Origin of the sequence: Micromonospora sp. NPDC047074 (assembly GCF_040643815.1) — a bacterium.
GTDB lineage: Bacteria > Actinomycetota > Actinomycetes > Mycobacteriales > Micromonosporaceae > Micromonospora.
Genome location: NZ_JBEYVB010000008.1, coordinates 1 through 26421 on the forward strand (window position 1 = coordinate 1; position 26421 = coordinate 26421).

The 26421-nt window shown below is 70.7% G+C and carries 26 protein-coding genes; 9 read left to right on the plus strand and 17 right to left on the minus strand.

Annotated elements, in window-relative coordinates; genetic code table 11:
* Nucleotides 1-134 precede the first annotated feature (134 nt).
* Entirely contained in the window at nucleotides 135-590 is a 456-nt protein-coding gene (locus ABZ809_RS13970) for a hypothetical protein (protein ID WP_357562844.1), read from the minus strand.
* On the minus strand, nucleotides 572-1234 hold the full coding sequence (locus ABZ809_RS13975) for an HNH endonuclease family protein (RefSeq protein ID WP_357562845.1): 663 nt from the start codon (nucleotides 1232-1234) through the stop codon (nucleotides 572-574). The genes ABZ809_RS13970 and ABZ809_RS13975 overlap by 19 nt, the downstream gene beginning before the upstream one ends.
* 108 nt (nucleotides 1235-1342) lie before the next feature.
* On the opposite strand from ABZ809_RS13975, the gene ABZ809_RS13980 reads away from it, so the two are divergent.
* The gene (locus ABZ809_RS13980) at nucleotides 1343-2800 is read left to right on the plus strand and encodes an MFS transporter (protein WP_357562846.1); all 1458 of its coding nucleotides are present in this window, start codon (nucleotides 1343-1345) and stop codon (nucleotides 2798-2800) included.
* A 68-nt stretch (nucleotides 2801-2868) separates the two neighbouring features.
* On the opposite strand, the gene leuA is transcribed toward ABZ809_RS13980, so the two are convergent.
* The 3 genes from leuA to ABZ809_RS13995 all read right to left on the minus strand — a co-directional run bounded on the left by leuA (nucleotide 2869) and on the right by ABZ809_RS13995 (nucleotide 6341).
* Complete coding sequence (gene leuA, locus ABZ809_RS13985; protein ID WP_357562847.1) at nucleotides 2869-4620, minus strand: 2-isopropylmalate synthase; 1752 nt, start codon at nucleotides 4618-4620, stop codon at nucleotides 2869-2871.
* Between the two features lie 283 nt (nucleotides 4621-4903).
* Nucleotides 4904-5431 (minus strand): nitroreductase family protein, encoded by a 528-nt coding sequence (locus ABZ809_RS13990; protein ID WP_357562848.1) that lies wholly within the window; start codon nucleotides 5429-5431, stop codon nucleotides 4904-4906.
* An 85-nt stretch (nucleotides 5432-5516) separates the two neighbouring features.
* Entirely contained in the window at nucleotides 5517-6341 is an 825-nt protein-coding gene (locus ABZ809_RS13995) for a hypothetical protein (protein WP_357562849.1), read from the minus strand.
* Nucleotides 6342-6563: 222 nt separating this feature from the next.
* Between ABZ809_RS13995 and ABZ809_RS14000 the strand changes: the two genes are divergently transcribed.
* Both ABZ809_RS14000 and ABZ809_RS14005 read left to right on the plus strand, forming a co-directional pair.
* Complete coding sequence (locus ABZ809_RS14000) at nucleotides 6564-7829, plus strand: aspartate kinase (RefSeq protein ID WP_327029901.1); 1266 nt, start codon at nucleotides 6564-6566, stop codon at nucleotides 7827-7829.
* Between the two features lie 5 nt (nucleotides 7830-7834).
* On the plus strand, nucleotides 7835-8896 hold the full coding sequence (locus ABZ809_RS14005) for an aspartate-semialdehyde dehydrogenase (RefSeq protein WP_357562850.1): 1062 nt from the start codon (nucleotides 7835-7837) through the stop codon (nucleotides 8894-8896).
* A gap of 293 nt (nucleotides 8897-9189) precedes the next feature.
* Here ABZ809_RS14005 and ABZ809_RS14010 read toward each other — a convergent pair whose 3' ends face one another.
* Nucleotides 9190-10611, minus strand: coding sequence for a diguanylate cyclase (locus ABZ809_RS14010; RefSeq protein ID WP_357562851.1), 1422 nt, complete (start codon nucleotides 10609-10611; stop codon nucleotides 9190-9192).
* A gap of 216 nt (nucleotides 10612-10827) precedes the next feature.
* Between ABZ809_RS14010 and ABZ809_RS14015 the strand changes: the two genes are divergently transcribed.
* The 3 genes from ABZ809_RS14015 (at nucleotide 10828) to ABZ809_RS14025 (ending at nucleotide 12999) form a co-directional block, all read left to right on the plus strand.
* Nucleotides 10828-11610, plus strand: a complete 783-nt coding sequence (locus ABZ809_RS14015) for a phosphodiesterase (protein ID WP_357562852.1) — start codon at nucleotides 10828-10830, stop codon at nucleotides 11608-11610.
* Nucleotides 11611-11626: 16 nt separating this feature from the next.
* Nucleotides 11627-12247 carry a histone deacetylase gene (locus ABZ809_RS14020; protein ID WP_357562853.1) on the plus strand — a complete coding sequence of 207 codons (621 nt, stop codon included), beginning with the start codon at nucleotides 11627-11629 and terminating at the stop codon, nucleotides 12245-12247.
* Nucleotides 12248-12543: 296 nt separating this feature from the next.
* Nucleotides 12544-12999, plus strand: a complete 456-nt coding sequence (locus ABZ809_RS14025; RefSeq protein WP_357562854.1) for a lamin tail domain-containing protein — start codon at nucleotides 12544-12546, stop codon at nucleotides 12997-12999.
* Nucleotides 13000-13034: 35 nt separating this feature from the next.
* On the opposite strand, the gene ABZ809_RS14030 is transcribed toward ABZ809_RS14025, so the two are convergent.
* Complete coding sequence (locus ABZ809_RS14030; protein WP_357562855.1) at nucleotides 13035-13730, minus strand: hypothetical protein; 696 nt, start codon at nucleotides 13728-13730, stop codon at nucleotides 13035-13037.
* 296 nt (nucleotides 13731-14026) lie between these two features.
* Between ABZ809_RS14030 and ABZ809_RS14035 the strand changes: the two genes are divergently transcribed.
* Complete coding sequence (locus ABZ809_RS14035; RefSeq protein ID WP_357562856.1) at nucleotides 14027-15736, plus strand: bifunctional metallophosphatase/5'-nucleotidase; 1710 nt, start codon at nucleotides 14027-14029, stop codon at nucleotides 15734-15736.
* A gap of 118 nt (nucleotides 15737-15854) precedes the next feature.
* Here ABZ809_RS14035 and ABZ809_RS14040 read toward each other — a convergent pair whose 3' ends face one another.
* Nucleotides 15855-17138: an MFS transporter gene (locus tag ABZ809_RS14040; RefSeq protein WP_357562857.1), complete on the minus strand. Its 1284-nt coding sequence runs from the start codon at nucleotides 17136-17138 to the stop codon at nucleotides 15855-15857.
* Nucleotides 17139-17257: 119 nt separating this feature from the next.
* Between ABZ809_RS14040 and ABZ809_RS14045 the strand changes: the two genes are divergently transcribed.
* Nucleotides 17258-17734, plus strand: a complete 477-nt coding sequence (locus ABZ809_RS14045) for a hypothetical protein (RefSeq protein ID WP_357562858.1) — start codon at nucleotides 17258-17260, stop codon at nucleotides 17732-17734.
* Nucleotides 17735-17800: 66 nt separating this feature from the next.
* On the opposite strand, the gene ABZ809_RS14050 is transcribed toward ABZ809_RS14045, so the two are convergent.
* The 9 genes from ABZ809_RS14050 to ABZ809_RS14090 form a co-directional block, all read right to left on the minus strand.
* On the minus strand, nucleotides 17801-19708 hold the full coding sequence (locus tag ABZ809_RS14050; protein ID WP_357562859.1) for a hypothetical protein: 1908 nt from the start codon (nucleotides 19706-19708) through the stop codon (nucleotides 17801-17803).
* A gap of 212 nt (nucleotides 19709-19920) precedes the next feature.
* Nucleotides 19921-20493 (minus strand): TetR family transcriptional regulator, encoded by a 573-nt coding sequence (locus ABZ809_RS14055; RefSeq protein ID WP_357562860.1) that lies wholly within the window; start codon nucleotides 20491-20493, stop codon nucleotides 19921-19923.
* Complete coding sequence (locus ABZ809_RS14060) at nucleotides 20490-20810, minus strand: multidrug efflux SMR transporter (protein WP_357562861.1); 321 nt, start codon at nucleotides 20808-20810, stop codon at nucleotides 20490-20492. The genes ABZ809_RS14055 and ABZ809_RS14060 overlap by 4 nt, the downstream gene beginning before the upstream one ends.
* A gap of 35 nt (nucleotides 20811-20845) precedes the next feature.
* Nucleotides 20846-21271 (minus strand): ankyrin repeat domain-containing protein, encoded by a 426-nt coding sequence (locus ABZ809_RS14065; RefSeq protein ID WP_357562862.1) that lies wholly within the window; start codon nucleotides 21269-21271, stop codon nucleotides 20846-20848.
* Nucleotides 21272-21301: 30 nt separating this feature from the next.
* Nucleotides 21302-21688, minus strand: a complete 387-nt coding sequence (locus tag ABZ809_RS14070; RefSeq protein WP_357562863.1) for a hypothetical protein — start codon at nucleotides 21686-21688, stop codon at nucleotides 21302-21304.
* 179 nt (nucleotides 21689-21867) lie between these two features.
* The gene (locus ABZ809_RS14075) at nucleotides 21868-22773 is read right to left on the minus strand and encodes a hypothetical protein (RefSeq protein ID WP_357562864.1); all 906 of its coding nucleotides are present in this window, start codon (nucleotides 22771-22773) and stop codon (nucleotides 21868-21870) included.
* An 82-nt stretch (nucleotides 22774-22855) separates the two neighbouring features.
* A complete protein-coding gene (locus ABZ809_RS14080) occupies nucleotides 22856-23239 on the minus strand; it encodes a peptidase inhibitor family I36 protein (RefSeq protein ID WP_357562865.1) in 384 nt (127 codons plus the stop codon).
* A 417-nt stretch (nucleotides 23240-23656) separates the two neighbouring features.
* The gene (locus tag ABZ809_RS14085) at nucleotides 23657-24076 is read right to left on the minus strand and encodes an ASCH domain-containing protein (protein WP_357562866.1); all 420 of its coding nucleotides are present in this window, start codon (nucleotides 24074-24076) and stop codon (nucleotides 23657-23659) included.
* A gap of 238 nt (nucleotides 24077-24314) precedes the next feature.
* Nucleotides 24315-25319 carry a hypothetical protein gene (locus tag ABZ809_RS14090; protein WP_357562867.1) on the minus strand — a complete coding sequence of 335 codons (1005 nt, stop codon included), beginning with the start codon at nucleotides 25317-25319 and terminating at the stop codon, nucleotides 24315-24317.
* 233 nt (nucleotides 25320-25552) lie between these two features.
* On the opposite strand from ABZ809_RS14090, the gene ABZ809_RS14095 reads away from it, so the two are divergent.
* Nucleotides 25553-25978, plus strand: coding sequence for a DUF2690 domain-containing protein (locus ABZ809_RS14095; protein WP_357562868.1), 426 nt, complete (start codon nucleotides 25553-25555; stop codon nucleotides 25976-25978).
* Nucleotides 25979-26421: the final 443 nt, after the last annotated feature.

The window sequence follows — 26421 nt, forward strand, 5'->3', positions numbered from 1 at the left end:
CTCGTGGTTGTGCTCGGCCTCGTTCGCGGCACGCAGCGCGTCGAGGGTGACCTCGTTGCCCGCCGCGTCCTTGATCTTGAGCGCGCCCACGACGCGCGCTCTACCTGGTGGGGGCCGGCAGGCCGGCGGGACCGTCAGCCCTCCGGGCGGTTCAGCAGGGCGACGGCGATGCCGTGCACCGCGTCCAGCCCGGCCGCGTCGGCCAGCGCGACACTGCCGCCGGTGACCGCGTACCACTCGTCGGCGTCCTTGTACTGCACCGTCAGCGTCACCCGGCCGTCGGCGTACCCGGTGCGCAGGGTCAGCTCCCCGGTGACCACCCCGACCTCGTCGGTCATCACCCCGCCCGGGCCGGGAACGATGTCGGCCGTCCGTTCCTGCGCGGCGGTCGACGAGCCGGTAGAGTCGGCGGCCATGCCGGCACCCGGCACCCCGGCCGCCGCACCGGGCGCGCCGTCCGCCGTCATGCCGGCCGTGGTCGGACCGGCCGGGGCGCTGCCGGTGGCCGCCGCCGCGTCCTCCCCGGTGGCGTCCGGCGTCTGCTCCGGGGCGGGGGTCGCGCCGCCCCCGGTCACGGCTTGCTCGCCCATGTGCAGCCCTCCATCATGTCGGTCAGGGCGGCCTTCTCGGCCTTGGTGACCGTGAGCCGCCAGTGGTGCTTGACCGTCACCCAATTCTCGGCGTACTGGCACCAGAACGACCGGTTCGCCGGTTTCCACTGGGACGGATCCTGGTCACCCTTTGCCCGGTTGGACGACGCGGAAACCGCGATGAGCTGCGGCCGGTCGAGATCGTTGGCGAACTCGCCGCGCTTCTTGTCGTCCCACTCGTCGGCACCCGAACGCCACGCGTTCGCCAGCGGCACCATGTGGTCGATGTCCACGTCGGACGGGTCGGTGAGGGCGCGACCGTCGTACACGCTCTCCCACCGGCCGTCGACCACGTTGCAGCCGGAGAGCTTGATGTCCTCCCCGTCGCGCTTCAGCACGCTGTCGCGTACGTCGCAGTTCTTGCCGGTGTCCCGCCAGTGCGGGAAGTGATCCCGGCTGTAGCCCTTCATCGATCCCGCGTCGGCCACGGTGAGTTGGGCCAGTTTCTGCCCCACGTTGCCGCCGCCCCCGCTGGTCGGCGGGGTGTCCGGCTCGTCGACGGCGACACAACCGGTCGCGCCGAGCGCCAGCGCCGCGGTCAGCGCGGCCGCCACCGCGGCGCGCGGTCCTGATCTGGTACGCACAGTCGACACCTCTCCAGCTTGCGGGCTCCCGGCGATCCCGCACAGTACCCGGGCACGCTTTCGGCGTTTCGTGGCGTCTCTCATACCCAGCGCGGCAGATTGGACGCCATGACCGAAACCGCGCCCGCACTCCGGCTGGGCACCGCCGACGGCCGGGGCACCCTGCTCGCTGCCGTCCTCGCCTCCGGGATGGTCTTCCTGGACAGCACCGTGGTCAACGTGGCGTTGCCCCGGCTCGGCGCCGACCTCGACGCCACCGTCGCCGGTCTCCAGTGGACGGTCAACGGCTACCTGCTGATGCTCGCCGCCTTCGTGCTGCTCGGCGGCGCGCTCGGCGACCGCTTCGGGCGGCGGCGGGTCTTCCTGCTCGGGGTGGTCTGGTTCACCGTCGCGTCGTTGCTCTGCGGCCTGGCCCAGGGCACCGAGTGGCTGATCGTGGCCCGGTTCCTCCAGGGCGCCGGGGGCGCGCTGCTCACCCCGGGCTCGCTGTCGGTGCTCCAGTCCAGCTTCCACCCGGACGACCGGGGCCGCGCCATCGGCGCGTGGTCGGGGCTGTCCGGCGTCTCCACCGCGCTCGGCCCGTTCATCGGCGGCTGGCTGATCGACGCGCTCTCCTGGCGGTGGATCTTCTTCCTGAACCTGCCGCTGGCCGTGCTGGTGGTGCTGGCGGCGCTGCGCTGGGTGCCGGAGAGCCGGGACGTGGCCGCCTCCCGCACCGGAGGGCCGGGACGCCGCCGGCGGTTCGACGTGGCCGGCGCGCTGCTCGGCGCGCTCGCCCTGGCCGGCGTCACGTACGCCCTGATCGACGCCCCGGTCCGGGGCTTCGACTCGGCGTCGGTGCTGGCGGCGGCGCTGGCCGGCCTGGCCGGCACGGTGGCCTTCGTGCTGGTCGAGCGGCGCCGAGGGGACACCGCGATGCTGCCCACCGGGCTGTTCGGCAGCCGGCTCTTCTCCGTGCTGAACGTCTTCACCGTGCTCGTCTACGCGGCGCTGGGCGGCTTCACGTTCTTCCTCGCCGTCTACCTGCAGAACGTGGTCGGCTGGTCGGCGCTGCTCACCGGGGTGGCGCTGCTGCCGATGACCGTGCTGCTGCTGGTGGGCTCGGCCCGGGCCGGTGCGCTGTCGGCGCGGATCGGGCCGCGGCTGCCGCTGACCGTCGGGCCGGCCGTCGCCGCCGTCGGGCTGGTGCTGCTGCGCGGGGTCGGCCCCGACGCGTCGTACTGGCGTGACGTGCTGCCGGGGGTGACGCTCTTCGGGATCGGGCTGACGCTGGTGGTGGCCCCGTTGACGGCCTCCGTGCTGGCCGCTGTCGACGACCGGTTCGCGGGCGTGGCGAGCGGCTTCAACAACGCCGCCTCCCGGGCCGGTGGCCTGCTGGCCGTGGCGGCGCTCCCGCTGCTCGTCGGGCTCTCCGGCACGGGCTACGCCCAACGGGCCGCGCTCACCGGCGCGTACCGGGCCGCGATGCTCTGGTGCGCCGGGCTGCTGCTGGCCGGCGCCGTCATGGCCGCCCTCCTCATCCACCGCCCGGCCGGTAAGGAAGGGCGGGCGCGCGACGAGCGCTGAGGAAGGTGTCAGGAAGGGCCCCCTGCTATGCACTTTGCGATAACAGGGGGCCCTTCCTAACACGAACGTCAGGCGCGGGCGCGGTTCACGGCGCTCGTCACGGCCTTCACGGAGGCGGTGACGATGTTGGCGTCGGTGCCAACGCCCCAGACCGTACGACCGTCGACCTCACACTCCACGTATGCGGCGGCCTGCGCGTCCCCACCGGAGGAGAGCGCGTGCTCGTGGTAGTCGAGCACCCGTACCGCCACGCCCACCGACTGGAGCGCGTTGACGTACGCGTCGATCGGGCCGTTGCCGACCGCGGTGAGGGAGCGCTGCTCCCCGCCCAGGCCGACCTGGGCCTCGATCTCGACCTTGCCGTCGGTGGTGCCGATGGCGTAGCCGGCCAGGCTGAGCGCCGGGTCGACCTGGTGGTCGAGCAGGTAGTGCCCGGCGAAGATCTCCCACATCGTGCCCGGGTCGACCTCGCCGCCGTCGTGGTCGGTCACCTGCTGGACCACGCCCGAGAACTCGATCTGGAGCCGGCGCGGCAGGTCGAGCTGGTGCTCGCTCTTCATGATGTACGCGACGCCACCCTTGCCGGACTGCGAGTTGACCCGGATGACCGCCTCGTAGGTGCGGCCCAGGTCCTTCGGGTCGATCGGCAGGTAGGGCACCGCCCAGGTGTGCTGGTCGATCGGCACCCCGGCCGCCGCCGCGTCCTTGGCGAGCGCGTCGAACCCCTTCTTGATCGCGTCCTGGTGGGAGCCGGAGAAGGCGGTGTAGACCAGGTCGCCCGCGTACGGGTGGCGCTCGTGCACCGGCAGCTGGTTGCAGTACTCGACGGCCCGCTTGACCTCGTCGATGTTCGAGAAATCGATCATCGGGTCGACGCCCTGGGAGAACAGGTTGAGCCCCAGCGTCACCAGGTCGACGTTGCCGGTGCGCTCGCCGTTGCCGAACAGGCAGCCCTCGACCCGGTCCGCGCCCGCCAGCAGGCCCAGCTCGGCGGCGGCGACGCCGGTGCCCCGGTCGTTGTGCGGGTGCAGGCTCAGCACCAGGCTGTCCCGCCGGGGCAGGTGCCGGTGCATCCACTCGATCGAGTCGGCGTAGACGTTCGGCATGGCCATCTCGACGGTGGCCGGCAGGTTGATGATCAGCTTCCGGTCCGGAGTCGGGTCGATCACCTCGATGACCTTGGCGCAGACCTCCAGCGCGTACTCCAGCTCGGTGCCGGTGTAGGACTCGGGGGAGTACTCGTAGTAAATGTCCGTGTCCGGGGTGTGGATCTCGGCGTACTTCTGGCACAGCCGCGCGCCCTGCGTGGCGATGTCGGCGATGCCGTCCCGGTCCAGCCCGAAGACCACCCGACGCTGGAGCGTGGAGGTCGAGTTGTAGAAGTGCACGATGGCCCGGCGGGCGCCGCGCAGCGACTCGAAGGTGCGGTCGATCAGGTGCTCCCGGCACTGGGTGAGCACCTGGATCGTGACGTCCTCCGGGATCAGGTCCTGCTCGATGAGCTGGCGGACGAAGTCGTAGTCCGTCTGGCTGGCCGAGGGGAAACCGACCTCGATCTCCTTGTAGCCCATCTGCACGAGCAGCTGGAACATCCGGCGCTTGCGCTCCGGCGACATCGGGTCGATCAACGCCTGGTTGCCGTCGCGCAGGTCCACGGCGCACCAGCGCGGCGCGACGTCGACGTGCCGGGTCGGCCAGGTGCGGTCGGGCAGATCGATCCGGAACTGCTGCTGGTACGGCTGGTAACGGTGGTACGGCATCCGGCTGGGGCGCTGCCGGGCGATCTGATCGGTCTCAGCGTCGGTGACGGGTTGAGCCATGACGGAGTGCTCCCTGGAACATGTGGCGTCAGCAATCGGAAGGTGTCGGCCAGGTGCCGGGCGACGATGCCCGGGCGGTGCCGATGGGAAGCTCGGATGTGCTGGACGGCGCGGTTCGACTCCGCGACGAGGTGCCGGCCTTCAGGCCTCGTCGCGGCGACCAAGGAGGAGGTACGCCCGCCACATGACCACGTAACCCTACGTGGCGTGACGGGGAGTGGGAAGGCGGGTCCGGACTATGGGACCTGGTTCACGGTCTCCGGGGCGGGTCGCCGCCGTGCGGTCAGCTCAACAGCAGGTCGGCCAGGGGCAGGCGGTGGCGCAGGTCGGTCTCCGAGCGCAGCAGGTCGGCGGGGAGGCTGAGCGGGTCACCGAGCTGCCCGACGGCCACCACCGCGTGCGGCCGTAGGCCCGCCGGCAGGTCGAGGTCGGCGGCCAGGCCGGCGTGGTCGAGGTCGTGTAGCTGGCGTACGTGCAGGCCGAGCGCCATGGCCTGCACCGTGAGGTGGGCGACCGCCTGGCCCAGGTCGTACGCGTGTCCCGCGTGCCCCGCGCGGTAGGCGCACAGCAGCAGCGCGGAGGCGCGCTGCGCCCACCGCTGGTCCGGTTCCGGCAGGTTGACCAGGATCCGTTTGAAGATCTCGTCGTCCCGGTGCCCGAGCGCGAACCGCCACGGCTGCCTGTTGCCGGCCGAGGGCGCCCAGCGGGCCGCTTCCAGAAGTGCGCGGGCGTCCTCCCGGGGCAGTTCCGCCGTCGGGTCGAAGGCCCGGGGGCTCCAGCGGAACGCGAGCAGCGGGGTGAGGTCGGCCATGGGGCAATTGTCCCCTAGGGGGCTATCGAGCACTAATCGCGGTATGTCCGAATGTGGCGAAGAGCACCCGTAACGCCGCCCCGGGTCAGGAAGTTCCCGCGCCCGGGCTCTCGGTCGGCTCAGGAGTCGCCGTCCCGAGCGGCTCGCCGTCGACCACCGGCCCGGCGAGCTGCACCGTCGACGGGGCCGGCGCGGGCGGGCCGGCCAGGACCAGCGTGCCGAACGCCGCGCGTACGGCCGTGGGTGTGCCGTCCGGGCCGAAGCAGTAGATCCCCACGTCGAGCGGGGCGTTGATCGACGCCGACGTGGTCTCGACCGAGTAGCAGGCGCCGGAGGCGCCGGGCAGCGGCTGGGCCGGCGACACGGCGAGCGGGGCCCGCCGGTCGGTCAGCACGTCCAGCCAGTCGGTGAAGGCGTGCTGCACCCGGGGATCGAGCCGGCGGGGAACCGCGTCGTCGGGATCGCCGAGGCGTACGCAGCTCGCCGGCTCGGGGCGCGCGGCGGACGGCATGGCGCACTGGAACAACCCGTCGGCGGTCGCGGCGAACGACACGTCGGCGGTGCCGCCGAGCGCGCCGCCCGGGACGTCGACCCGCCAGGTGCCGTCGTTCGCGCTGGTCACCAGGATCGTCCGGTCCGGGGTCTCCGGGACGCGCAGCGTGTAGCTGGCGACCAGGTGCCGGTCCTGCGCGGCGGCTGCCAGCGCCGCCAGCTCGTCCCGTGCCGCGTCCGCCCCCGCCGGCGCCGGCACCGACGTGGGTGGTGGCGGGGGAGCCGGCTGGTCGGCGGTGCAGCCGACGAGAAGCGCAGGCAGGGCGAGCGCGAGCGGGCCGGCGAGGCGTCGGGCTGGACGAACCGGCGTGCGCGGGGCCTCCCCGGAGGGGCCGGCCGGGCGGAGATGGGCGTGCACGGGGCCATTCTGCGGCCCGGGAGCGGCGTCTGGGGGGCCGCGCCCCGTCGCCGCCCCGGCGTGTCGCGCGCCACTGCGCCCAAGGCGGCCGGGCCGGATCGTGGGATCACCCGACTCGGCCGAGTTGGCCGACCGATACCCTGGGGTGCGTCTGACACGCGCCGCCGGCCCCGAGCCGGCGGCGTCGGCATCAGAATCGTCGCTGGGAGGGAGTGCACCGTCGTGGCACTCGTGGTGCAGAAGTACGGCGGATCCTCCGTCGCCAACGCCGAGCGGATCAAGCGGGTGGCCGAGCGCATCGTGGCCGCGCGCAAGGCCGGCGACGACGTCGTCGTGGTGGTCTCCGCCATGGGGGACACGACCGACGAGCTGCTCGACCTGGCCAACCAGGTCAGCCCGCTGCCGCCGGGCCGCGAGCTGGACATGCTGCTCACGGCCGGGGAGCGGATCTCCATGGCGCTGCTCGCCATGGCCATCCACAACCTGGGGTACGAGGCCCGCTCGTTCACCGGCTCCCAGGCCGGCGTGATCACCACGTCGGTGCACGGCCGCGCGCGGATCATCGACGTGACGCCGGGCCGGCTCAAGGGCGCGCTCGACGAGGGCGCCGTGGTCATCGTCGCCGGCTTCCAGGGCGTCTCGCAGGACACCAAGGACGTCACCACGCTGGGCCGGGGCGGGTCCGACACCACCGCCGTGGCGCTCGCCGCCGCGCTGCACGCGGACGTCTGCGAGATCTACACCGACGTCGACGGCGTCTTCACCGCCGACCCGCGGATCGTGCCGAACGCGCGGCACATCACCCAGATCACCTACGAGGAGATGCTGGAGCTGGCCGCCTGCGGCGCCAAGATCCTGCACCTGCGCAGCGTGGAGTACGCCCGCCGGGCGGGCTTGCCGATCCACGTCCGTTCGTCATACTCGACCAACACCGGCACGATGGTCACCGGATCGATGGAGGACCTTCCCGTGGAGCAGGCACTGATCACCGGGGTCGCGCACGACCGCAGCGAAGCCAAGATCACGATTGTGGGGGTGCCCGACGAGCCGGGCGCCGCCGCGCGGATCTTCGACACCGTGGCCGGCGCCGAGATCAACCTCGACATGATCGTGCAGAACGTCTCCACCGAGGGCACGGGCCGCACGGACATCTCCTTCACGCTGCCCAAGGCCGACGGGCCGACGGCGATGGCCGCGCTCAGCAAGATCCAGGAGTCGGTCAAGTTCAAGGGCCTGCTCTACGACGACCACGTCGGCAAGGTCTCGCTGATCGGGGCGGGCATGCGCTCGCACCCCGGCGTCGCGGCCGGCTTCTTCGCCGCGCTCGGCTCGGCGGGGGTGAACATCGAGATGATCTCCACCTCGGAGATCCGGGTCTCGGTGGTCTGCCGCGACACCGACCTGGACGCCGCCGTACGCGCCATCCACGAGGCCTTCGACCTGGGCGGCGACACCGAAGCCGTCGTGTACGCGGGGACGGGACGGTAGCGACCGTGTCGCCGCTGCCCACCCTGGCCGTGGTCGGGGCGACCGGCGCCGTCGGCACCGTGATGTGCGAGCTGCTCAGCGGGCGGAAGAACGTCTGGGGCGAGATCCGGCTGCTCGCCTCGGAGCGCTCGGTCGGGCGGCGGCTGCGCTGCCGGGGTGAGGAGCTGACCGTCCAGGCGCTGACCCCGGAGGCGTTCGACGGCGTCGACGTGGCGATGTTCGACGTCCCGGACGAGGTCTCCGCGCACTGGGCGCCGATCGCGGTCGCCGCCGGGGCCGTCGCGGTGGACAACTCCGGCGCCTTCCGGATGGACCGCGACGTCCCGCTGGTGGTGCCGGAGATCAACCCCGAGCAGGTACGCAACCGGCCGAAGGGCATCATCGCCAACGCCAACTGCACCACCCTCGCGATGATCATCGCGATCGCCCCGCTGCACCGCGAGTACGGCCTGCGCGAGCTGGTGCTCGCCTCCTACCAGGCGGCCTCCGGCTCCGGTCAGAGCGGCGTGGACACCCTGCACGCCCAGCTCACCAAGGTCGCGGGGGACCGGGTGCTCGGCTCCCGCACCGGCGACGTACGCCAGGCGGTCGGCGACGAGGTGGGTCCCTTCCCCGCCCCGCTGGCGCTGAACGTCGTGCCCTGGGCCGGCTCCCTGGCCGACGCGGGCTGGTCCTCCGAGGAGATGAAGCTGCGCAACGAGTCGCGCAAGATCCTCGGACTGCCCGACCTGAAGGTCTCCGCCACCTGCGTACGGGTGCCCGTGGTGACCGGCCACTCCGTCGCGGTGCACGCGGTCTTCGCCACCGAGGTGGACGCCGAGGGCGCCCGCGAGGTGCTGCGGAACGCGCCCGGGGTGATCCTGGTCGACGACCCGGCGGCCGGCGAGTTCCCGATGCCGATCGACGCCGTCGGCACCGACCCCTCCTGGGTGGGCCGGATCCGCCGCGCCGTCGACGACCCCCGGGCCCTCGACTTCTTCGTCACCGGCGACAACCTCCGCAAGGGCGCCGCCCTGAACACCGCCCAGATCGCCGAACTCCTCGCCAAACAACTCACCACCCCCTAGCCCTGCCCCCACCCAGCCCTGCCGCGCCCGCGCCCCGCGCCCCGCGCCCCGCGCCCCGCGCCCCGCGCCCCGCGCCCCGCGATCTTGCACATTTTGCCCCGACAAACAGGGCAAAGTGCGCATGTGAGGGGCAGGAAGTGCAAGATCGCGCTTCGAGCCCGCTGACCGAGCCCGCGAGCCCGCGATCTTGCACTACTCGACCCGACAGACCGGGACGAAGGGCGTATATCGGGGGCAGGAAGTGCAAGATCGCGGGACAGGGCGAGGCGGGGCTGGGCTGGGCTGGGCAGGGGTCAGGCGGGGGCTAGGCGTACGCCGTCGCGGCCGTGTTGCTTGACGGCGTAGAGGGCCTGGTCGGCGCGGCGGAGGGTGGCTTCGGGGGCTTCGCCCGGGCGCGGAAGGGCCACCCCGACGCTGATCGTGCGGCCGATCCGTCTCGCCGCCTCGGCGAGCCGCTCGGCGATCCGGACCGCCTCGTCGGGGCGGCTCACCTCGATCACCGCCACGAACTCGTCGCCGCCGATCCGGTAGAGCTCGTCGCCGTGCCGCAGCGCCGCCTCCATGACCCGGGCCAGCCGGACCAGCACACGGTCGCCGGCCTGGTGGCCGTACGTGTCGTTGACGGTCTTGAAGCCGTCCACGTCGATGGCCAGCAGGGCCGTACGCCCGGGGGTGGCCACGGCGATCCGCCGGCCGAACGGCCCCGTGTGCCGCAGCCCGGTCAACGGGTCCGAGTTGGCCTGCTCGCGTAGCCGGGCCAGGGTGCGCAGCCGGTCCAGGCAGCTCCACGCCTGGCCGGCGAGCAACTCCAGCAGGTTGACGGTGGTCGAGTCGGGGCGCAGCAGCCGCTCGTCGGCGACCAGCAGCACCCCGCCGTCGTCGGGCGGGCCGACGGGCACCGCGACCAGGGTGCGTACCCCGGCCCGGGTCAGCGGCCAGTGGTCGGGGATCGGCGGGTGGCCCGCCTCGCCGAGCGTGTAACCCACGCCGTGCTGGTGGGCGCGGTCGACCAGCCGATCCAGCGCGGCTGGGCCCGCCTCGACCAGCTCCGCCCGGACGCGGGATTCCAACTCGCCCGGGGCGGCGGTCGGCGCGCCCAGCCGGGGCCCGTCCGGGTCGGCGAGCACCAGCACGGCGGCGGAGAGGGTGGAGACGTCCCGGGCCGCGGCGATGGCGACGGTGAACAGGTCCAGCTCCGTCGACGCCGAGGTCAGCGCGGCAGCGTACCGGAGGAGTTTCTCACTGCGGCTCTCCGCCGGTGGCCCGCCGAGCGCCATGATCCGGGCGCCGAGCCGGGCGGCCAGCCGTTCGGCGGTGACCCGCCACGGGGCCAGGTCGGTGGGCCCGCACCACTGGAGATCCAGTACGCCGATCGGTCGGCCCGCCGGGTCCAGCACCGGTACGCACACCTCGGCGGTGACGTCGGGGCGTACCGGGATGTAGTCGGGGTCGTCGGCGACGTCGGGGACGACGGCGGTCTCGGCGGAGGCGTAGACCCGGCCCACGATCCCGGTCTTCGGCGGCACGGTCGAGAAGACCTGCCAGGAGCCGGTGGCCGCGACGCAGCGGAGCCGGTCGTGGACCTGGAGCAGGACGGAGATCGTGGCCGGCGCGTGGCGGGCGAGAGCGGTGACGGTCCACTGGCACGCCTCGGCGACGGTCGACGCCATGGGGAGGCGGACCGTGACGTCACGGATGACTCGCTCGTGATCCACGCGGCACGTCGTTCCAGGTAGGGAGGGCTTCGACCGGCGGGCGGGCCCGCGATCAAGCGTACTCAGCGGGACGCTGGAGCGCCCGTGACCAAGATCATTTAGAGCTTCGTACACATGTTCCATCCACAGGGTGTGGACAGGGCCTGTGGAGTCGGCGGGACGGCACGCCGGGACCTCCGGCGATAGCGTGAGGGTCCCGGTCGAGTGGAGGCACCGATGCTCATCGCCCAGCTCAGTGATCCGCACGTGACCACCGGCGTGCTCGCCGCCGAACCGGCCGCCGGCCTGCACCACGCCCTCAGCAGGGTGCTGGCGCTGCGTCCCCGGCCCGACTGCGTGGTCATCACCGGCGACCTCGCCGCCCGGGGCCGCCCCGACGAGTACGCGGCGTTGCGCGAGATCATCGGCCGGTTCCCGCTGCCGGTGCACCTGGTCACCGGCAACCACGACGACCGGGAGTCGCTGCTCGACGCGTTCGGTGGCACGCCGCTGCTCGGCGGCGGCTTCTCGGCGCGCTACCACGTCGACCACCCCGAGGCCACGATCGTGGTGCTGGATTCCCTGATGGCGGGCGGGGACGGTGCCGGCTGTCTCGGTGCGGAGCAACTCGGCTGGCTCGACGGCGTGCTGGCCGGGCGCTCCGACGTCCCCGCCGTGGTCTGCGTGCACCACCCGCCGGCCCCGATCGGCATCCCTTTCCTCGACGGCATCCGGCTGACCGACGGGGACGCGCTGGCCGAGGTGGTGGCCCGGCACCCGCACGTCGCCCGGGTCCTCGCCGGGCACGTGCACCGGGCGGTCACGGTGACGTTCGCCGGCACGGTGCTCACCACCGCGCCGAGCACCTGGCGGCAGAGTTCGCTCACCGCCAGCGCGGACGAGCAGATCGGCCTGGTCGTCGAGCCGACCGGCTTCCTGCTGCACAAGATCGCGGAGACTGGCAGCGTCACGCACCTGGTGCAGGTCAGCCACGCCGCCGGCATCAGCTGCCCGTTCTGACCGGCGGCGCGGCACCGTGCCGGGTGAGGTCTGGTACGTCGCGTACGGGTCGAACATGCACGCTGCCCGGCTCGGCTACTACCTGGCCGGCGGCTGCCCACCGGGTGGCCGGCGGACCTACCCCGGCTGCCGGGACCCACGACCGCCGAGACGTACGGTGCCGGTGTCGCTGCCCGGCGGCGTCTACTTCGCCGGCGAGTCCCGGGCCTGGACCGGCGGGATGGCGTTCTACGATCCGGCGCTGCCCGGTGAGGCGGCGGCCCGGGCCTACCTGCTCGACGTCGGGCAGTTCGCCGACGTGGCCGCCCAGGAGATGTACCGGGAACCCGAGGCCGATCTCCCCGCGGTCGCCGAGGCCGTCGCCACCGGGCGGGCGGCTCTCGGCCCCGGCCGGTACGAGACCCTGGTCTGCCCCGGCCGGCTCGACGGGCTCCCGCTGCTGACCTTCACCGCCCCGTGGGCGGCGTCCGAGGTGGAGTGGCGTGCCCCCGCCCCGGCCTACCTCGGCATGATCGCCCGTGGCCTGCGCGAGTCGCACGGCTGGGACACCGACCGGATCGTCGCCTATCTGCTGGCCCGCCCGGGCGTCACCGGCGCCTGGGAGGCGGCGGCCGTCGCGGCGCTGACCGCCCCGTAACAGCGGCGCTGACCGCCCCGTAACAGCCGCGTCGGCTGGTTTCCGGCACCGAACGCCGGCCAGGAGGGGGACGGTCGGTGTCCGTCGCGTCACCGCCCGGTCACCCCTGCGGTCGGTCGGTCGACCGGCGCACGTCCCGCCGGGCGGAAGCTGATCAACCGGGTGGCCGCAATCGCCCGGGGCGGCCGTTTCACTGTCCACAATCGCCTGTCGGCATCGATAGCCTCGGCCAGCCGTGTGCGAGGGCACGGCCCGTCCGCCGGCCTCCGGGCCGGCTGTCCCTGTGGGGGAATCACATGAGAAGAAGGCTGATCGGTCTCGCGGCGGCACTCGCTGTCACGGCGGGTGTCTCGCTGACCACCGCCGGCCCCGCCCAGGCCGCCACCCCGGCCGTCCAGATCACCAAGGTCTACTACAACTCGCCGGGGACCGACAACCGCTCGAACTCCAGCCTGAACGCCGAGTACGTCAAGCTGACCAACCGGCGCTCGACCACCTTGAACCTGAAGAACTGGACGCTGCGCGACAAGTCCAACCACGTCTACCGGTTCTCCGGTGACTTCCGCCTGGCCTCCGGCGCCAGCGTCTACGTGCACACCGGCAGGGGCAAGAACACCTCGACCCACCGCTACTGGGGTTCGGGCGCGTACGTCTGGAACAACACCGGCGACAAGGCGTACCTGCGCAACTCGGCCGGCACCCTGATCGACTCCTGCTCGTGGGGAAGCCGCGGCAGCTACACGAACTGCTGACACGGGCACCGGCCCCGGGCGACCGGGGCCGGTGGTCAGATCGCGGTCGGGCGTCCGGGGCCCGGTGACGTCGGGCCGGGCCGGTTCCCCGGCCCGCTGTCGAGGCCGGGGGTGCCGGTTTGGAAGGGCACCTTCCTGATGTTTCCGGCAGCGGACGGGTCCCTTCCGAGCCGGCGGGCGCGGAGCCTGGCCCAGCGGGAGCGGACCATCTCCCGAAGCCGGTTCGACCATGCGCCGAGCAGGAGCAGGAGCATGACGGCCCCGACGGCCCAGGCCAGCCTGTCGCCGTCGCCGCGGATGCCGGGAAGGGTGACCGCCAGGGCGAGGGCGGATATCCCCGGGAAGATCACCCCCATGGCGAGCGCCTGGGCCACGTGGCCGTCGTGCTTGCGCTGCCAGTAGAAGGCCTCCCAGCCGAAGAGGCCGGGCTCGCCGGTGTAGCGGGCGATGGTGGGCCGCAACACCTGGTCGAGGTACTGCCCGGCGATGCGGATGTCCCGGTACTGGGAGACGACGCTCAGCCCCAGGGCGGTGCTGAGCACCGGCAGGAGCAGGAACATCCGGATGTCGGCCTTCTCGGAGAGGACGAAGCCGGCGACCGCCGCCACCGCGGTCAGGTTCACCCCGACGAGGGCCTGGTTGTGGTTGGCCTTCCGTTCGATCGTCGCGCGGATCGCCGCCGCGTCCGCCAGGGCCGCCTCAAGGGCCCGGTTCTTCGCTTCCTCCGACAACCCTGCCTCCTCCGGCGCGTGCCACCACTCCGGTGTACCAGCGGCCATCAACTGTGGACGATCGGTGACTCCTGCCGGGCATGTCGGAAACGCCCGTCCGGATGTCCCGACCGCCGGCGTATTGCCAGGTCCGGGGGCTGCCCCGGGCGAAGCGTGACGGGCGACGATGAGAGGCTGTCGGCGATCCGGCGGCGGTCCCCCACCGCCGCCACCGCGACCGAACCCTGCCGACGGCGCGGTCGACCGGGCGTGAACCGCCGCCCGGGTGCCCGCGCCGGCTTCTCACGAGGAGTTCCATGTCCATCACCGGGACGCGTCGGGCCGCCATCGCCCTGACCGCGCTCGCCGTGACCGCGCTCGGCGCGGTCACGACCACCCCCGACCAGGCGGACGCCGGTCCGAAGCCGGTCGCCGTCAAGCTGCTCGCCCTCAACGACTTCCACGGCAACCTCGAACCGCCCTCCGGTTCCAACGGCGCCATCGCCGGGCAGCCCGCCGGTGGCGTCGAGCACCTCGCCACCCAGCTCGCCGCGCTGCGTGAGCGCGCCGCGAAGAAGCAGAACACCATCACCGTGGCGGCCGGCGACCTGATCGGCGCCTCCCCGCTGCTCTCCGCCGCGTTCCACGACGAGCCGACCATCGAGGCGCTGTCGCTGGCCGGGCTCGACTACGCCAGCGTCGGCAACCACGAGTTCGACGAGGGCGCCGACGAGCTGCTGCGCATCCAGAACGGCGGCTGCCACCCGGTCGACGGCTGCGCCGACGGCACCCCGTACAAGGGCGCCGGCTTCCAGTACCTCTCCGCGAACGCGTTCAGGACCGCGACCGGCCAGCCGCTGCTGGCCCCGTACGCGATCCACAAGGTGGAGGGCGTCAAGGTCGGCTTCATCGGCATGACGCTGGAGGGCACCCCGCGGATCGTCAGCCAGCAGGGCGTCGCCGGCCTGACCTTCGCCGACGAGGCGCAGACCGCCAACCGGTACGCCCGCGAGCTGCGCCGCCAGGGCGTCGAAACCATCGTCGTGCTGCTGCACGAGGGCGGCACCCAGGACGCCACCGGCGGCATCAACGACTGCAAGGGCATCTCCGGCCCGGTCGTGGACATCGCCAACCGGATGGACCCGTCGATCGACGTGGTCGTCAGCGGCCACACCCACCAGGCGTACAACTGCGAGATCGGCGGCAAGCTGGTCACCAGCGCCAGCGCCTTCGGCCGCCTGGTCACCGACATCGACCTCTCCATCGACCGGCGCACCGGCGACGTGATCAGCGCCCGGGCCGAGAACGTGGTGGTCACCCGGGACCTCGCCAAGGACCGCGCGCAGACCGAGCTGATCAACCGCTACAAGACGGTGCTCGGCCCGGTCGCCGGCCGCGAGGTCGGCCAGACCACCGAGGAGATCACCAAGACCCAGGAGACCCTCTTCGGTACGGCCCTCGGCGAGTCCCCGCTGGGCAACCTGATCGCCGACGCGCAGCTCGCCGCCACCGACGACGAGCAGGGCGCGGTCGCCGCCTTCATGAACCCCGGTGGCGTACGCGACGACCTCGACGCCGGCCCGGTCACCTACGAGGAGGCGTTCACGGTGCAGCCGTTCGGCAACAACCTCGTGACGCTCGACCTCACCGGCGCGCAGCTCTACTGCATGCTGGAGCAGCAGTTCGTCACCGGCCGGACGCTCTACCCGTCGTCGACGGTGCGGTACGTCGTCGACCCGGCCGGCGCCAGCGGCACCACCGCCGACGCCTGCGCCGGCACCCGGGTCGTCCGGGGCAGCCTGACCATCGGCGGCGTGCCGGTCACCGCCGACGCCAGCTACCGGGTCACGGTGAACAACTTCCTCGCCGGGGGCGGTGACGGCTTCACCGTCCTCACCGGCGGCACCAACGCGGTCACCGGCATGATCGACCTGGACGCGTTCGTGGCCTACCTGACCGCGGCGTCCCCGGTCTCGGCGCCGGCCCTGGACCGCATCCGCACCACCGCGGAGGTCCCCACCGCCTGACGGCAGCGGTCCGTGTCCTCGACGGGCCCCGGAGCGTCCGCTCCGGGGCCCGTCGCCGTCCACGTCGCTTGGGTGTTCGATGCTCCAGACCGGGCGGACGGCGGCGGGGCCTGGCCGGTCAGGCCGTGGCGGGCGTCGGTTCGGTGGCGGGCGGCGTGACCGGCGTGCGGCCGTCCTGGGCGACCGTGAGCAGGCGGCGCAGGGAGAGCGCGACCAGCGAGGCCACCAGGCAGCCGCCGACGACCGTCGCGACCCAGATCCGGCCGTCGGCCGCCCCGATCAGCGGGCCCGCCGTGACCGGGCCGATCACCCCGCTGATACCGAAGATCATCGAGCTCATCGCGTTGTACCGGCCGCGCAGCTCGTCCGTGGCGAGCGCGTTCGTCAGGGCCGGCATCACCGGCGACAGCAACGTCTCGCCGAAGCCGAAGATCGCCGAGCAGGCGATCACGCAGAGGGCGGCGGCCAGCGCGTTACCCGGGCCGACCACGCCGCCGGCCCCCAGGACCAGCCAGGCGGCCGCGAAGACCGCGCCCACGGCGGCCAGCGCGCCCGTACGGCTGCGCCCCTCCATCCGGCGCAGGACCAGCAGCTGGGAGAGCACGATCATCACCGTGTTGCCGGCCAGCGCCCAGGCGACCACGCGCGGCGTCACCTCGACCACCCGGATGGCGTACGCGGTGAAACCGACCTCGATCTGCGCGTAGCCGCAGGTGGTGAGGACCAGGCCGAAGATGACCAGCCGCCGGAACGGGCGGTCCCGCAGCACGGTGAGGTAGCCGCCGGCCGACCTCCGCTCCCCGGCCGACCCGGCCACGAGCCGGTGACCCACGTGCGGCAGCGTCAGCAGGATCAGCGCGGGCATCAGGTAGCTGATCGCGTCGATCACGTAGATCGTCTGGAAGGTGATCGCGCGGCCGGTGTCGACGATCGCGCCGGAGGTCAGGCCGCCGACGCCGATGCCGAGGTTGAGCAGGGCGAAGTTCAGCCCGAAGACCCGCTGCCGCTCGTCGGCGTCGGTGAGCGAGGCCAGGATCGTGTTCTGCCCGGGCCAGATGACGGAGCTGCCCATCGCGACGAGCGTCATCACCCCGAACGCCGAGGCGGTCGAGTCGACCAGCGCCAGCGAACCGGTGCCGACCGCCTCGATCACCAGGCCCGTCAGCAGGATCCGGCGGGCGCCGAACCGGTCGATGAGGGCGCCGCCGATCGGCGACAGCGCCAGGGTGACCACGCCGTACCAGCCGATCACCAGGCCGGCGCGGGCGTCGGTGAGGCCCCGGACGTCGGTCAGGTAGATGAAGAGGAACGGCAGCGTGAGGCCGCGCCCGATCGCCGACAGCAGGGTGCCGATGAGCATCCGCCGGGCTTCCGGGCGGCGAGGCAGGGCGCGACTGAGCATCCCCCGATTCTGTGCTCTGGAGGTGACGCAGCGCGAGAGCTTTTGCGCCCCGAATTGAGCGGGCGCCACGGGTGGAGCGGGCCGGCGGCGGGCGCGGCCCCTCTGCGATGCTGGTCGGGATGACGACCACGACCTGGCGGCACCTGCCCGCACCGGCCCGCGAGATCGCCACCGCCGCCACCGACGCGGTCACCGCCGCGCGCGAGCGCGACACCGGGGCGTACGACGTCGCGGTGGCCCGGCTCGCCACGGCCGAGCGGTCCGGCCTGGTGCTCGGCGCGGTGGTCCGGCTGCTGCTGGAGGAGAGCCACCCCGACGGCCTGGACGGCGACGACGTCCGCCAGGTGCTCGAACGCTGCGTGCGCGGCGCCGCGCCGTGGCGGCCCGACGTCGACCCGCACGTGGTGCTCGTCCTGCTGGCGGGCGCCCTCGGCGTCTACGACCCGGACGGCGACGACTCGCCACCCGACCCGCCCGCCGTGGCGCGGCACGCGCCGCTGCTCGTCGCCGACCTGCTCGCCGGCACCGGGCGGCCTCTGGACGGCTACCTGACGGCCGCGTTCACCGAGATCGCCCGCACCGAGCGACACGACTGACGCACCGCCGCCGGACGTGCCGGAGGGCCCGGCAGGTGCCAGGCCCTCCGTCAGGTACGAGGAGTTTCAGGAACTGGCCGCCACCTCGAACGAGTACCAGTTGCCGTACTCGCTTACGGTGCCGTCGGCCTTGACGGCGTACACGGTCAACAGCACCCAACCGCTTGTCGTCGGCGTCCAGGTGACCGCTGCGCGACCGTTGGCATCAGCCGCGATCTCGGTCAGCTCCTCGCCGTCGACGAAGGAGTACCGGTAGGCCACGGTGTCCGTCCAGCCCGGCGGCGGGGAGAAGGTGAAGGTGCCTGCGACTCCCACCCCGCCGACCGGCGAACCGTCCGGCGGCTGGACGTAGACGTCCGACCTGACGCCCGGGCCGGGGTAGAAGTGGGTCGACCAACTTGCCTCCGTGGAGACGAAGCCGTTGTCGCTGTTGCTGCGTACCCGCACCGAGTGCCCGTCCGGGTTACCGGCGATGAAGCTGAAGTGTGCGGTGCCGTCCTCGGCGGCCTGCCTGGTCTCGCGGTCGCCGTTGTCCAGGACGATCTCGTATTCGCGGACGCCGGTGACGCCGGCCGCCGGGGCGAACTTCAGCACCACCTCCTGCCCCCACTGCGGCTCCCCGTTCTCGACCCGGACATCCGGCGCGGACCAGGGAATCATCGTCTCGTAGACGGTCTCGGCCGAGATGTTGCCGGCGAGGTCGAGGGAACGCACGGTCAACCGCTGCGGCCCGAACCCGGTCGGGTTCAGCGTCACGGTCGCCGAGCCGCCGGGAACGTCTGCCCTGACCGTGTTCGGCAGGCTGAACGGATCGCGGCAGACCAACTGGCCCAGGTCGCCCGTGGCCGCGCACGTGTTCAACCCGAGGCCGTTCCACGAGTACTGGAAGCCCGCCACGTCCTTGTTGCCGCCGCCGGAGAACGTAAAGGTGCCGGGCACACCCCGCGGGGCCTGCTCGCCGGTGTCGTCGGCCGGGTAGTTCGCCGAGACGACCGTTGGCGCGGTGGGGCTGGTGTCGTCGTAGGTGAAGAAGCACTTCTTCGACCAGGCCGAGAAGTCCGCCCCGTCACCCACCCGGGCCTGCCAGGCGTACGACTTGCCGTCGACGAGCGTGCCGGCCGGCAGGTTGGCCGTGTGCACCCGACCCGAGATGGCGTGCTCGCTGGTGAAGACCTGCCGGGCCGCCGAATCGCCCGTCGGCCAGATTGCGAACTCGCTGGTCAGGCGGCGCTCGTCATCCGGGTCCGCGTCGGTGCCGAGGGCCTGGAGCACCTTGGCGAAGTCGCCCAACCGGGGGTACGGGCGGAACTGGGTGCACGGGAGCCCACCGTTGTAGAGGTGGGCGTTGTCGCCCTTCGGCACCGAGTTGTACTGCGTGGTCAGGCCGACGCTGCGGTACCAGTTGAGCCGACGACCGTAGGCCGGGTCGCTCTCGTGAGCTTCCGGGACGCGGATCTCGAACGTGATCCGACGCTGCTTGTGTGCCACGGCGTCCTGCACGGCGGCACCGACGTCGAACGACAGGGTCCCCTTCGGGCACCACTCCGGGGTCAGGACCTCGTCCAGCTTGGTCAGCGGCTCAGGAGCGCTGTTCCAGGTGGGCGTGGTGCTCACCGGCTTGGTGCGCCAGATCTCGATCGCCCGCTTTGCGCAGTCGGCGGCGCTGTACTCCTCGATGAAGACCGTCCCACCGTAGATCTTCCGGCCCTCGTAGGCGGACAGATCGAAGGTGGCGTAGACCCGAGAGGTGTGGCTGACGCCCGCGTCGTCCACGGACGTGCCGAGCGGCATGTGCGTCTCGTCGTTCCACCCGTACGCCTTGCGCGGCGTGGCGGAGTCGGTCCAGCCGATCTGGATCGACGGAGTCCTTTCGTAGTGCGGTGCCGCGACGGCGGGACTGCCGGTCGCGACGAGGGCGAGCCCGCTGACGCCCAGCGTCAGCGCCAGCGCGCCGATGAGGCCACGACGTGGCAAGGTAGTTATCACAGTAGATGGCCCTCCCCGAATCCAGCCGGCATCGTGCGGCCGGAAAGCTGCGGACATCAAATCGTGCAGGCTCGATAAGCGGCAACAGCCTTTCGGGCGCTGCTGCTCGTCCCGGACGTCTTGGTCATGGTCGATCCGGTGGGGTCATGGCCGATCCGGTTGCCGCTGACGCAGCAGCGGGCAGAGGGCTGTCAGCAGCATCAACGGGTGCCGGTGTCACACAGGGCGGCCATGGCCGCCCCCACGGCGGCGACATCGACCGGCTCGCCGGTGACGAGGTGTTGCAGGACGACGCCGTCCACGAAGACGGCGAGCCTCCAGGCGGCCCGGTCCCCGACCCGGGGGGCCAGGACCTGGTGGATCGCGTCGAGCCAGGCGCGAGCCAGCGGCCGCAGCCCGGGGTCGCGGGCCGCGGCGAGGTACAGCTCGAGCTCGGTCACCGCCCGGTCCCTGTCGTCCAGGTACTCCCCGACCAGCTCGGCGAGCCGGCTCGGGAGATCGGTGCCGTCACCGAGACGGTCCGCCCAGGCCTGCACGTCGGCCGCGATGTCGGCGCTGGCCCTCTCCAACCCCGCAGCCACCAGATCGGTCAGGGCCGGGAAGTAGTACGTCGTCGCCCCGAGGGGAACACCGGCACGCTCCGCGACCGCCCGGTGGGTGGTGCGCCCGATCCCGACTTCGGTGATCACGCGCAGGGCCGCGGCGGCCAGGGCGCGTCGGCGGCCCTCCGGGTCACGGCGGCGTGGCGGCCGGTGCGGGCGCTCCGTGCTCAATGGGCACCGCCGAGGTTGAGGACGACGACGCCGCCGATCACGAGGCCGACGCCGACGACCTTGGTGACCGTCAGCGGTTCGCCGAGGAAGGCCGCGCCGATGGCGACGATGGCCGCCGTGCCGAGGCCGGACCACATGGCGTACGCGACGGCGACCGGGATGCCCTTGACCGCCTGGCTGAGCAGCACGAACGCGGTGATGTAGGCAGCGATCAGCGCGACGGTGGGCCACAGGCGGGTGAACCCGTTCGTCGCCTTGAGCAGGCTTGTCCCGGCGACCTCCGCCGCGATCGCGAGGACGAGGAAGAGGTAGGCCACGGCAGGTCCCCCCATCTGGTACGGACGTACATGTACTAACGTACTAAATTGCGCGCGCCAGCGGCCAGCAGCAGGGCGGCCGTCGTGGAATGGCCGCCCCGGACGGCGTAGTCGAGTGGCGACAGCCCGCCGCCGTGGTCCTCGCGAATTTTCGGGTCCGCGCCCCGCGCGAGCAGCGCGCGTACGACGTCCGTGTGGCCCCAGACCGCCGCGCCCGTCAACGGTGTCCCCTCGTCGCCGCGCCCGCTCTCGACGTTCGGGTCCGCGCCGGCTTCGAGGAGGATCCGCACCGCCGCGGGCTCGTTCTGCACCGACGCCAGGTAGAGGGGCGTCGTGCCGTCCCGGTCTGCCGCGTTCGGGTCTGCCCCCGCCCGCAACGCCGCCAATACGCCCGGGAGATCGTCGCGCAGCAGCGCTGTCATCAGGCGGGACGTGAGTTTCTTGCGCTGCCTGACGTTCACCGGGCCGAGCGTAGGCGGTCCGGCAAGGCGTCACTCCCCGAGATCGATCCGCAGCCGTCGGGCCAACTCGCGGTGGGCCTGCGCGATCGCGTCGACGAACAGCGCCAACGCCTCGTCCGCCCGGATCGGAGCGGCCAGCCGGATCTCGTAGAACTCCCGATCCGGATGCTGCGCCCAGACGACGCCGGGTCGGGCTTCGAGCGCGGTGACCATCAGGTCCTCGTCGACGACGTCCGGCCCGGTGTCGATGACCGGCTTCATTTCGTCGTCGATTCCCAGCTCCCAGGTCGACCCGTCGCCGGTCGAGATCCCCATGGCGTCCAGCAACTGCTCCTGCGTCAGCGCCAGTTTCGGGCTACCGGGCTCCACGCAGAGGTCGGCGAAGCGCTGCGGCGCCCGTGCCAACGCGGCGGCCACGACCGGCCGGCTGGTAAGGGTCGACGGGCGGTATCCGTCCCAACCTGCCCCCGATTCGCGCGGTGGGACGCCAGGCACGGAATATCGGTGTCGCCACCACGGCATGTGCCTACTGTCGGCTGCCCGGACCCGGAAGGGCAAGCCCTCCAGGCTGCCCGCCACTAGCGGGGCGGCAACTGTTAGGTTCCCGCCGCTTTGCTGGTCGATTTCAGCTCTAAGAGGGTAGCCCGAGCCAGTTCGATCTGCGCGTTATTCCTGTTCAGGATTGCATCCAGGCGGTCTCTCGCGAACCCGATCTCTCGATTCTGGTATGCAGTCTCCACCGCTGCCATCAAATCAATCAAGCCAGCCTTGTCCTTGCAGGAAACGTCAGCGACAGCCGTTGCAATCTCCACCGATGATGCCACGGTTGAGTTGAATGCTGGGTCATCGTTGGCTCGTCCTGGATTTGGGTAGTGGTATCCCATGCTTTCCATGCAACTACTCCAGCGGGCCGTCGCGGCCAACACGCGGCTGTCGGCCTTCATCGCGGTATAGGCCTTAGCGTCCATTCTGCGTACAAAATCTACATCCGATCCTGGTGCCTCGTCAACTTTGAGGTGCCGGTTAGCCTCCCCGAGGCATCCCCCGTCTGGTACTCTTTTATTGGACATTACACTCGGGCCGTCGCCCGATATTATGGCTTGAACTTCCGTACCCAATGTCGGGGTTTTTTCAGAGGCGCTTGCCTTCGTCATTTCTGGCCATTTGTAACCATGCTGGCGCGCCCTTGAGGTGCTGGTAAGTAGGTATCTGCGTTCATTTTTGTTGTCGACGAATGGCCGAGGGTAAGAAGGGGTGGGTACTGTGAAGCCGAACTGTCGAACACAGTTGATCATGACGGCGTCGCGGGCCATCCGGACCTCTAGCGCTTCAGTATTGCCTAAATTGTACCGATCGAGAGGTAGGTCAAAAGAGGACATGTTGACCTTCTCTAGCCTGTCAGGCAAGGGGGGTTCGCCTCTGCTGGCATCGGTCGAAGAGCATCCCAGTGTGGACAAGGATGCGGACAGTGCAATGGCAGTCAAAATGGTCGCTTTTCTCATCAAGGCCCCTATCGCTACTGCACGACAATGAAACGCCTTCGCGTGACGGGTCGCCCGTCACGCGAAGGCCAGGCTCTCTTGTCTAAACGCAAATCACGTTAGTGTAGATGAATCTGCTCGATGAAGCCTTGTCGTTCCATGATCCGAAGTCGGACTGCTCGCTCACCATGTTATTGAAGATGATGTGGCCTCCGTAATTCGCGTTTTCATACATGCAGGCGACCGAAGTAAAAGCTCGCTCTTTCGCCGAACGTACGTTGTTTTCCCGAGAGGTGCTTGAGTTGTAGAAGGTCTTTCCGGCATAATTTGGCTCATTGTAAGCCATGTCGGCGATTGGCCCCGAATAGCCTGCGTAGAACCAGACGCAGAGCTCTCCCGAATCGCACACTCCGTCCATATTCCCTGCATGAGCTGCCCCTGGCGCGACCGAGATGAGGGAGAGGGTGGCAACCAAAGCTACGCTCATTCGGGCCACGAAACGCCGTGCGCGCTGTCTAAACATTACCGCTCCTTAGTGGGTCCCCGTGCATTGACGGTGATCACCATACAGCTGTGCTCGCGCTGAGGCAAGGCTCGAACACTTAGCGTCACCGGCTGAGGTTGGTTGAAGCCGAACTTCGCGCCCCAGCTCTCCCCCGATGCCTTCATGGGGCGAAGGGTGGGGCCGCGAAGTCAGAGACCATGGTGGTGAAGACGTCGTGCCCGCTGCCCTGGCACCGCGAGGTCGATGCGACTCAACCATGGGGTGCCGTTTACCTGCGCCACATTCAGAATTAGTCTTTGGCTCTCCGTGCTCACCCGTGCCGGCGGAAGCGGCTTGACCGGCTTCGGGTGCGCGAGTGTGGGCTCTGCCTGAAACTGACGCCGTGGTTCCGGGCGGGGCTCAGACGGTGTGCACCAGTCGGAAGCGCTGGGCCAACACCAGGGTGTCGTCGTCGACGGTGAAGTGGGGATCACCCAACTCGGCGCGCACTTCCGCACTGTGCCAGAACGTCTCGTGGCCGGCCCGCCACTGCGCCACCGAACCATCTCCCTCACCCTCGTCGAGGGCGTGTTGCAGGTCGACATCGGCGAGCCGGACGATCCGTACCTCGGTCAGCTCGATCACCGCGACCCGCCGATCATCGGAGTCCACCACGGCCGATCGCTGGCCGACCTCGGGCAGCGGCTCGTTCGCGCGCTCGTAACCGAGCAGCAGGGCGGACGTCGACGTCTTCGCGCCGGACAGGATCGCGGCCACCAACTTGTCACGCAGCGGCCCGGGAAACGCGAACTCCGCCCGCGGAAGGTCATCGAGGTCCACGGCGGGAGCGTACGCGAACGGGCCGGGTATGGGTGGTGCTGGTCATGGTCCCGATCCCTTCGACGTGTCGACTGGCGTGTTGAGGTGGCCGGGCTGCCCCACCGGTGGGCCAGCCCGGCCGGGTGTCAGCGGTCGTTGGGGTTGATGTCGTTGTCGTCGTACGCCTGGTCGCGGCCGACCAGGTCGAAGATGGCGGCGGCGTGGGCCGCTACGGGCCGGCCCGCCGTCGGCGTCGCGCTCAGCAGCCTGGCAACGGCATCGTCGATCCGTTGACCGGATCAAGCTGGACGTAGATGCTGCTGAGCCATTCGCCACCAGGGGTCTTGTAGAAGGCTTGTGACGTCAAGCCCAGTGACCGATCGGTCACCGACCGCCCGTTTGGCTCCTGGCACGTCACGACGATTGGCGTGCCTTCCGGGTATCCCGACACCTTCTTCGCGTTGGCGAAAGGGCTGTCGTAACTGAAGGTCCCCAGGTGATCTTGCCTTACCGACGACCAGGTACGCACTATCTTCCCCGCCTGCGGGGATGTTGAGGGCGAGGCTCCATCTGAAGGCGATCCGAACGGAGCCACCACGGAGAACACCACCACACCGCCGACCAGCACGACACTGGCAAGGACCGCCGTCACCACGACCCTCGTGTGGGGCCATTTCTGCGGCTGCCCGCTCGAGTCCACTGGACCGCCTGCGTCGGGCGGCTTGACCTCGTCGTTATGCTCCACGCGCACCGCCCCGTCGCCTTTCTCGATGACGGCTACCGGGGGAACGTCCGCCTGCGCCTGCCTCGGGTCGTCGATCGCGGCGGTCTCGTCGTCAGGCCTACGCTGTATCGGTGGGGCAGGCTCGTCGTTGGCGTTACGACGCCGGACCTGCAACTGGGCTTGCAGGTTTTTCATCTCCTCGAAGGCCCGGTCGGCCTGGATCCTGCGGATCTGCCATTCCTTCTTGTCGTGCAGCCGGAGAAACTCCATCAGTTTGTTCAGGTGCCCGGTGCTGCGGGCAGCGGGCATGGCGTCCTTGTTCTGCAGCCACCGGTGTCCCGTCGAGGCTGGGATCTGTGCCTCTTGGAACATCTGCTCGTTGGACAGCGCGGGCTCTCCCTTACTGACTAGCCACTGGTTGTATGCCGCCATTGTTCTCTCGATGCCCACCCAGAAGGACACCACGACCTCCCGGTGACGAGCGAGGTCGGCTTCTAGTTCTCCTGCCGAGCGTCGGGCATGTCCGGTGCGCGTCTGCATGATCCTTTTCCTCCACTCCAACGCCCGTTCGTCGGGCTGATCACGAAATAATGCAATCCTTCAGAGCCGGGAGGGAAGCCGGACGGGCCCTACCGAGACCCATCCCTGCTGAGCTGGGCGTCTGTGAGGCCCAATGAGCCTCACTGGGCCTCACATCGCTTCCCGGCAGCGCTACGGCCGGGCCACGCTGCTCTCTGTCGTCAACTCCGGCGGCAGTCACATTGGGAGTGAACGTGGACTTCAAGAGAGTGCTGGTCATGCTGGCGAGCATGGTGCTTGCCGTGGGCGTGGGTTTGTCTGTTGCGGCCCCGTCCGAAGCGGCAGCCGTACGTTGCAAGGGGAGTTCGTGTTCCAACAAGGATCCGAACGTCATGCGGTGCGCGAAGGACGCCATCACCATTCAGCAGACGAAGCCGGGCGGGGCGATCCCGGTCCAACTGCGCTGGTCGAAGAAGTGCAAGGCGGGGTGGGCCCGCCTGAGCAGCAAGGCCGGCAACTGGTGGACGTTCCGACTGGAGGTCAAGAACGGCCCCTTCTACACGGCCGTCGGGTCGCCGAACTTTCGTGCCTACACCAGAATGAGCGGGTCGTCGAAGCCAATGCGGGCGTGCATCAAGCAGTACGCGAGCTCTTCTTGGATCTGCACCCGCTGGTTCTGACGAGCTAGGAGCCGAAGGGCTGGGTGCGTGGCGGCCTAGCCCTTCGGCCGCGCACCCGACGGCCTTGTTTCGCCCGACGAGGGGCAGGCCCTCGACCTGCGGTGGGCCTGACCTCTTTGTCCGAACGTCAGCAGGGCCCCGAGTGCCTCAGCGGCCTGCCGGCGCGGTGCGGCTTCCATAAGGTCGGCTACTACATCATGATCCCCTGCATGACGGGCGGCCTGGACGGTACCGACGGCCCGAACTTGATCTGCAACTGCGGGGCAGAGTTCGCCACCGTACCGCCGACTGCTGGACATCCCGAGTCGTACGGTTGCAGCCGCTCGCCGTGATTCGCATCGGCGGCCAAGCTTAGAACCCTCCGTGGAGGGGCCCGAACCTGCGCGACGCCAAGCGACGTTTGGGTCTGCGTCGCGTCCTGAATCATGTCGGACCGCTCCGCT

Bases quoted from the DNA above. Each gene is read 5' to 3' on its own strand.
- ABZ809_RS13970 (WP_357562844.1), bottom strand. From the start codon at position 590: ATGGGCGAGCAAGCCGTGACCGGGGGCGGCGCGACCCCCGCCCCGGAG.
- ABZ809_RS13980 (WP_357562846.1), top strand. From the start codon at position 1,343: ATGACCGAAACCGCGCCCGCACTCCGGCTGGGCACCGCCGACGGCCGG.
- leuA (WP_357562847.1), bottom strand. From the start codon at position 4,620: ATGGCTCAACCCGTCACCGACGCTGAGACCGATCAGATCGCCCGGCAG.
- ABZ809_RS13990 (WP_357562848.1), bottom strand. From the start codon at position 5,431: ATGGCCGACCTCACCCCGCTGCTCGCGTTCCGCTGGAGCCCCCGGGCC.
- ABZ809_RS14015 (WP_357562852.1), top strand. From the start codon at position 10,828: ATGCTCATCGCCCAGCTCAGTGATCCGCACGTGACCACCGGCGTGCTC.
- ABZ809_RS14025 (WP_357562854.1), top strand. From the start codon at position 12,544: ATGAGAAGAAGGCTGATCGGTCTCGCGGCGGCACTCGCTGTCACGGCG.
- ABZ809_RS14035 (WP_357562856.1), top strand. From the start codon at position 14,027: ATGTCCATCACCGGGACGCGTCGGGCCGCCATCGCCCTGACCGCGCTC.
- ABZ809_RS14040 (WP_357562857.1), bottom strand. From the start codon at position 17,138: ATGCTCAGTCGCGCCCTGCCTCGCCGCCCGGAAGCCCGGCGGATGCTC.
- ABZ809_RS14045 (WP_357562858.1), top strand. From the start codon at position 17,258: ATGACGACCACGACCTGGCGGCACCTGCCCGCACCGGCCCGCGAGATC.
- ABZ809_RS14075 (WP_357562864.1), bottom strand. From the start codon at position 22,773: ATGAGAAAAGCGACCATTTTGACTGCCATTGCACTGTCCGCATCCTTG.
- ABZ809_RS14080 (WP_357562865.1), bottom strand. From the start codon at position 23,239: ATGAGCGTAGCTTTGGTTGCCACCCTCTCCCTCATCTCGGTCGCGCCA.
- ABZ809_RS14090 (WP_357562867.1), bottom strand. From the start codon at position 25,319: ATGCAGACGCGCACCGGACATGCCCGACGCTCGGCAGGAGAACTAGAA.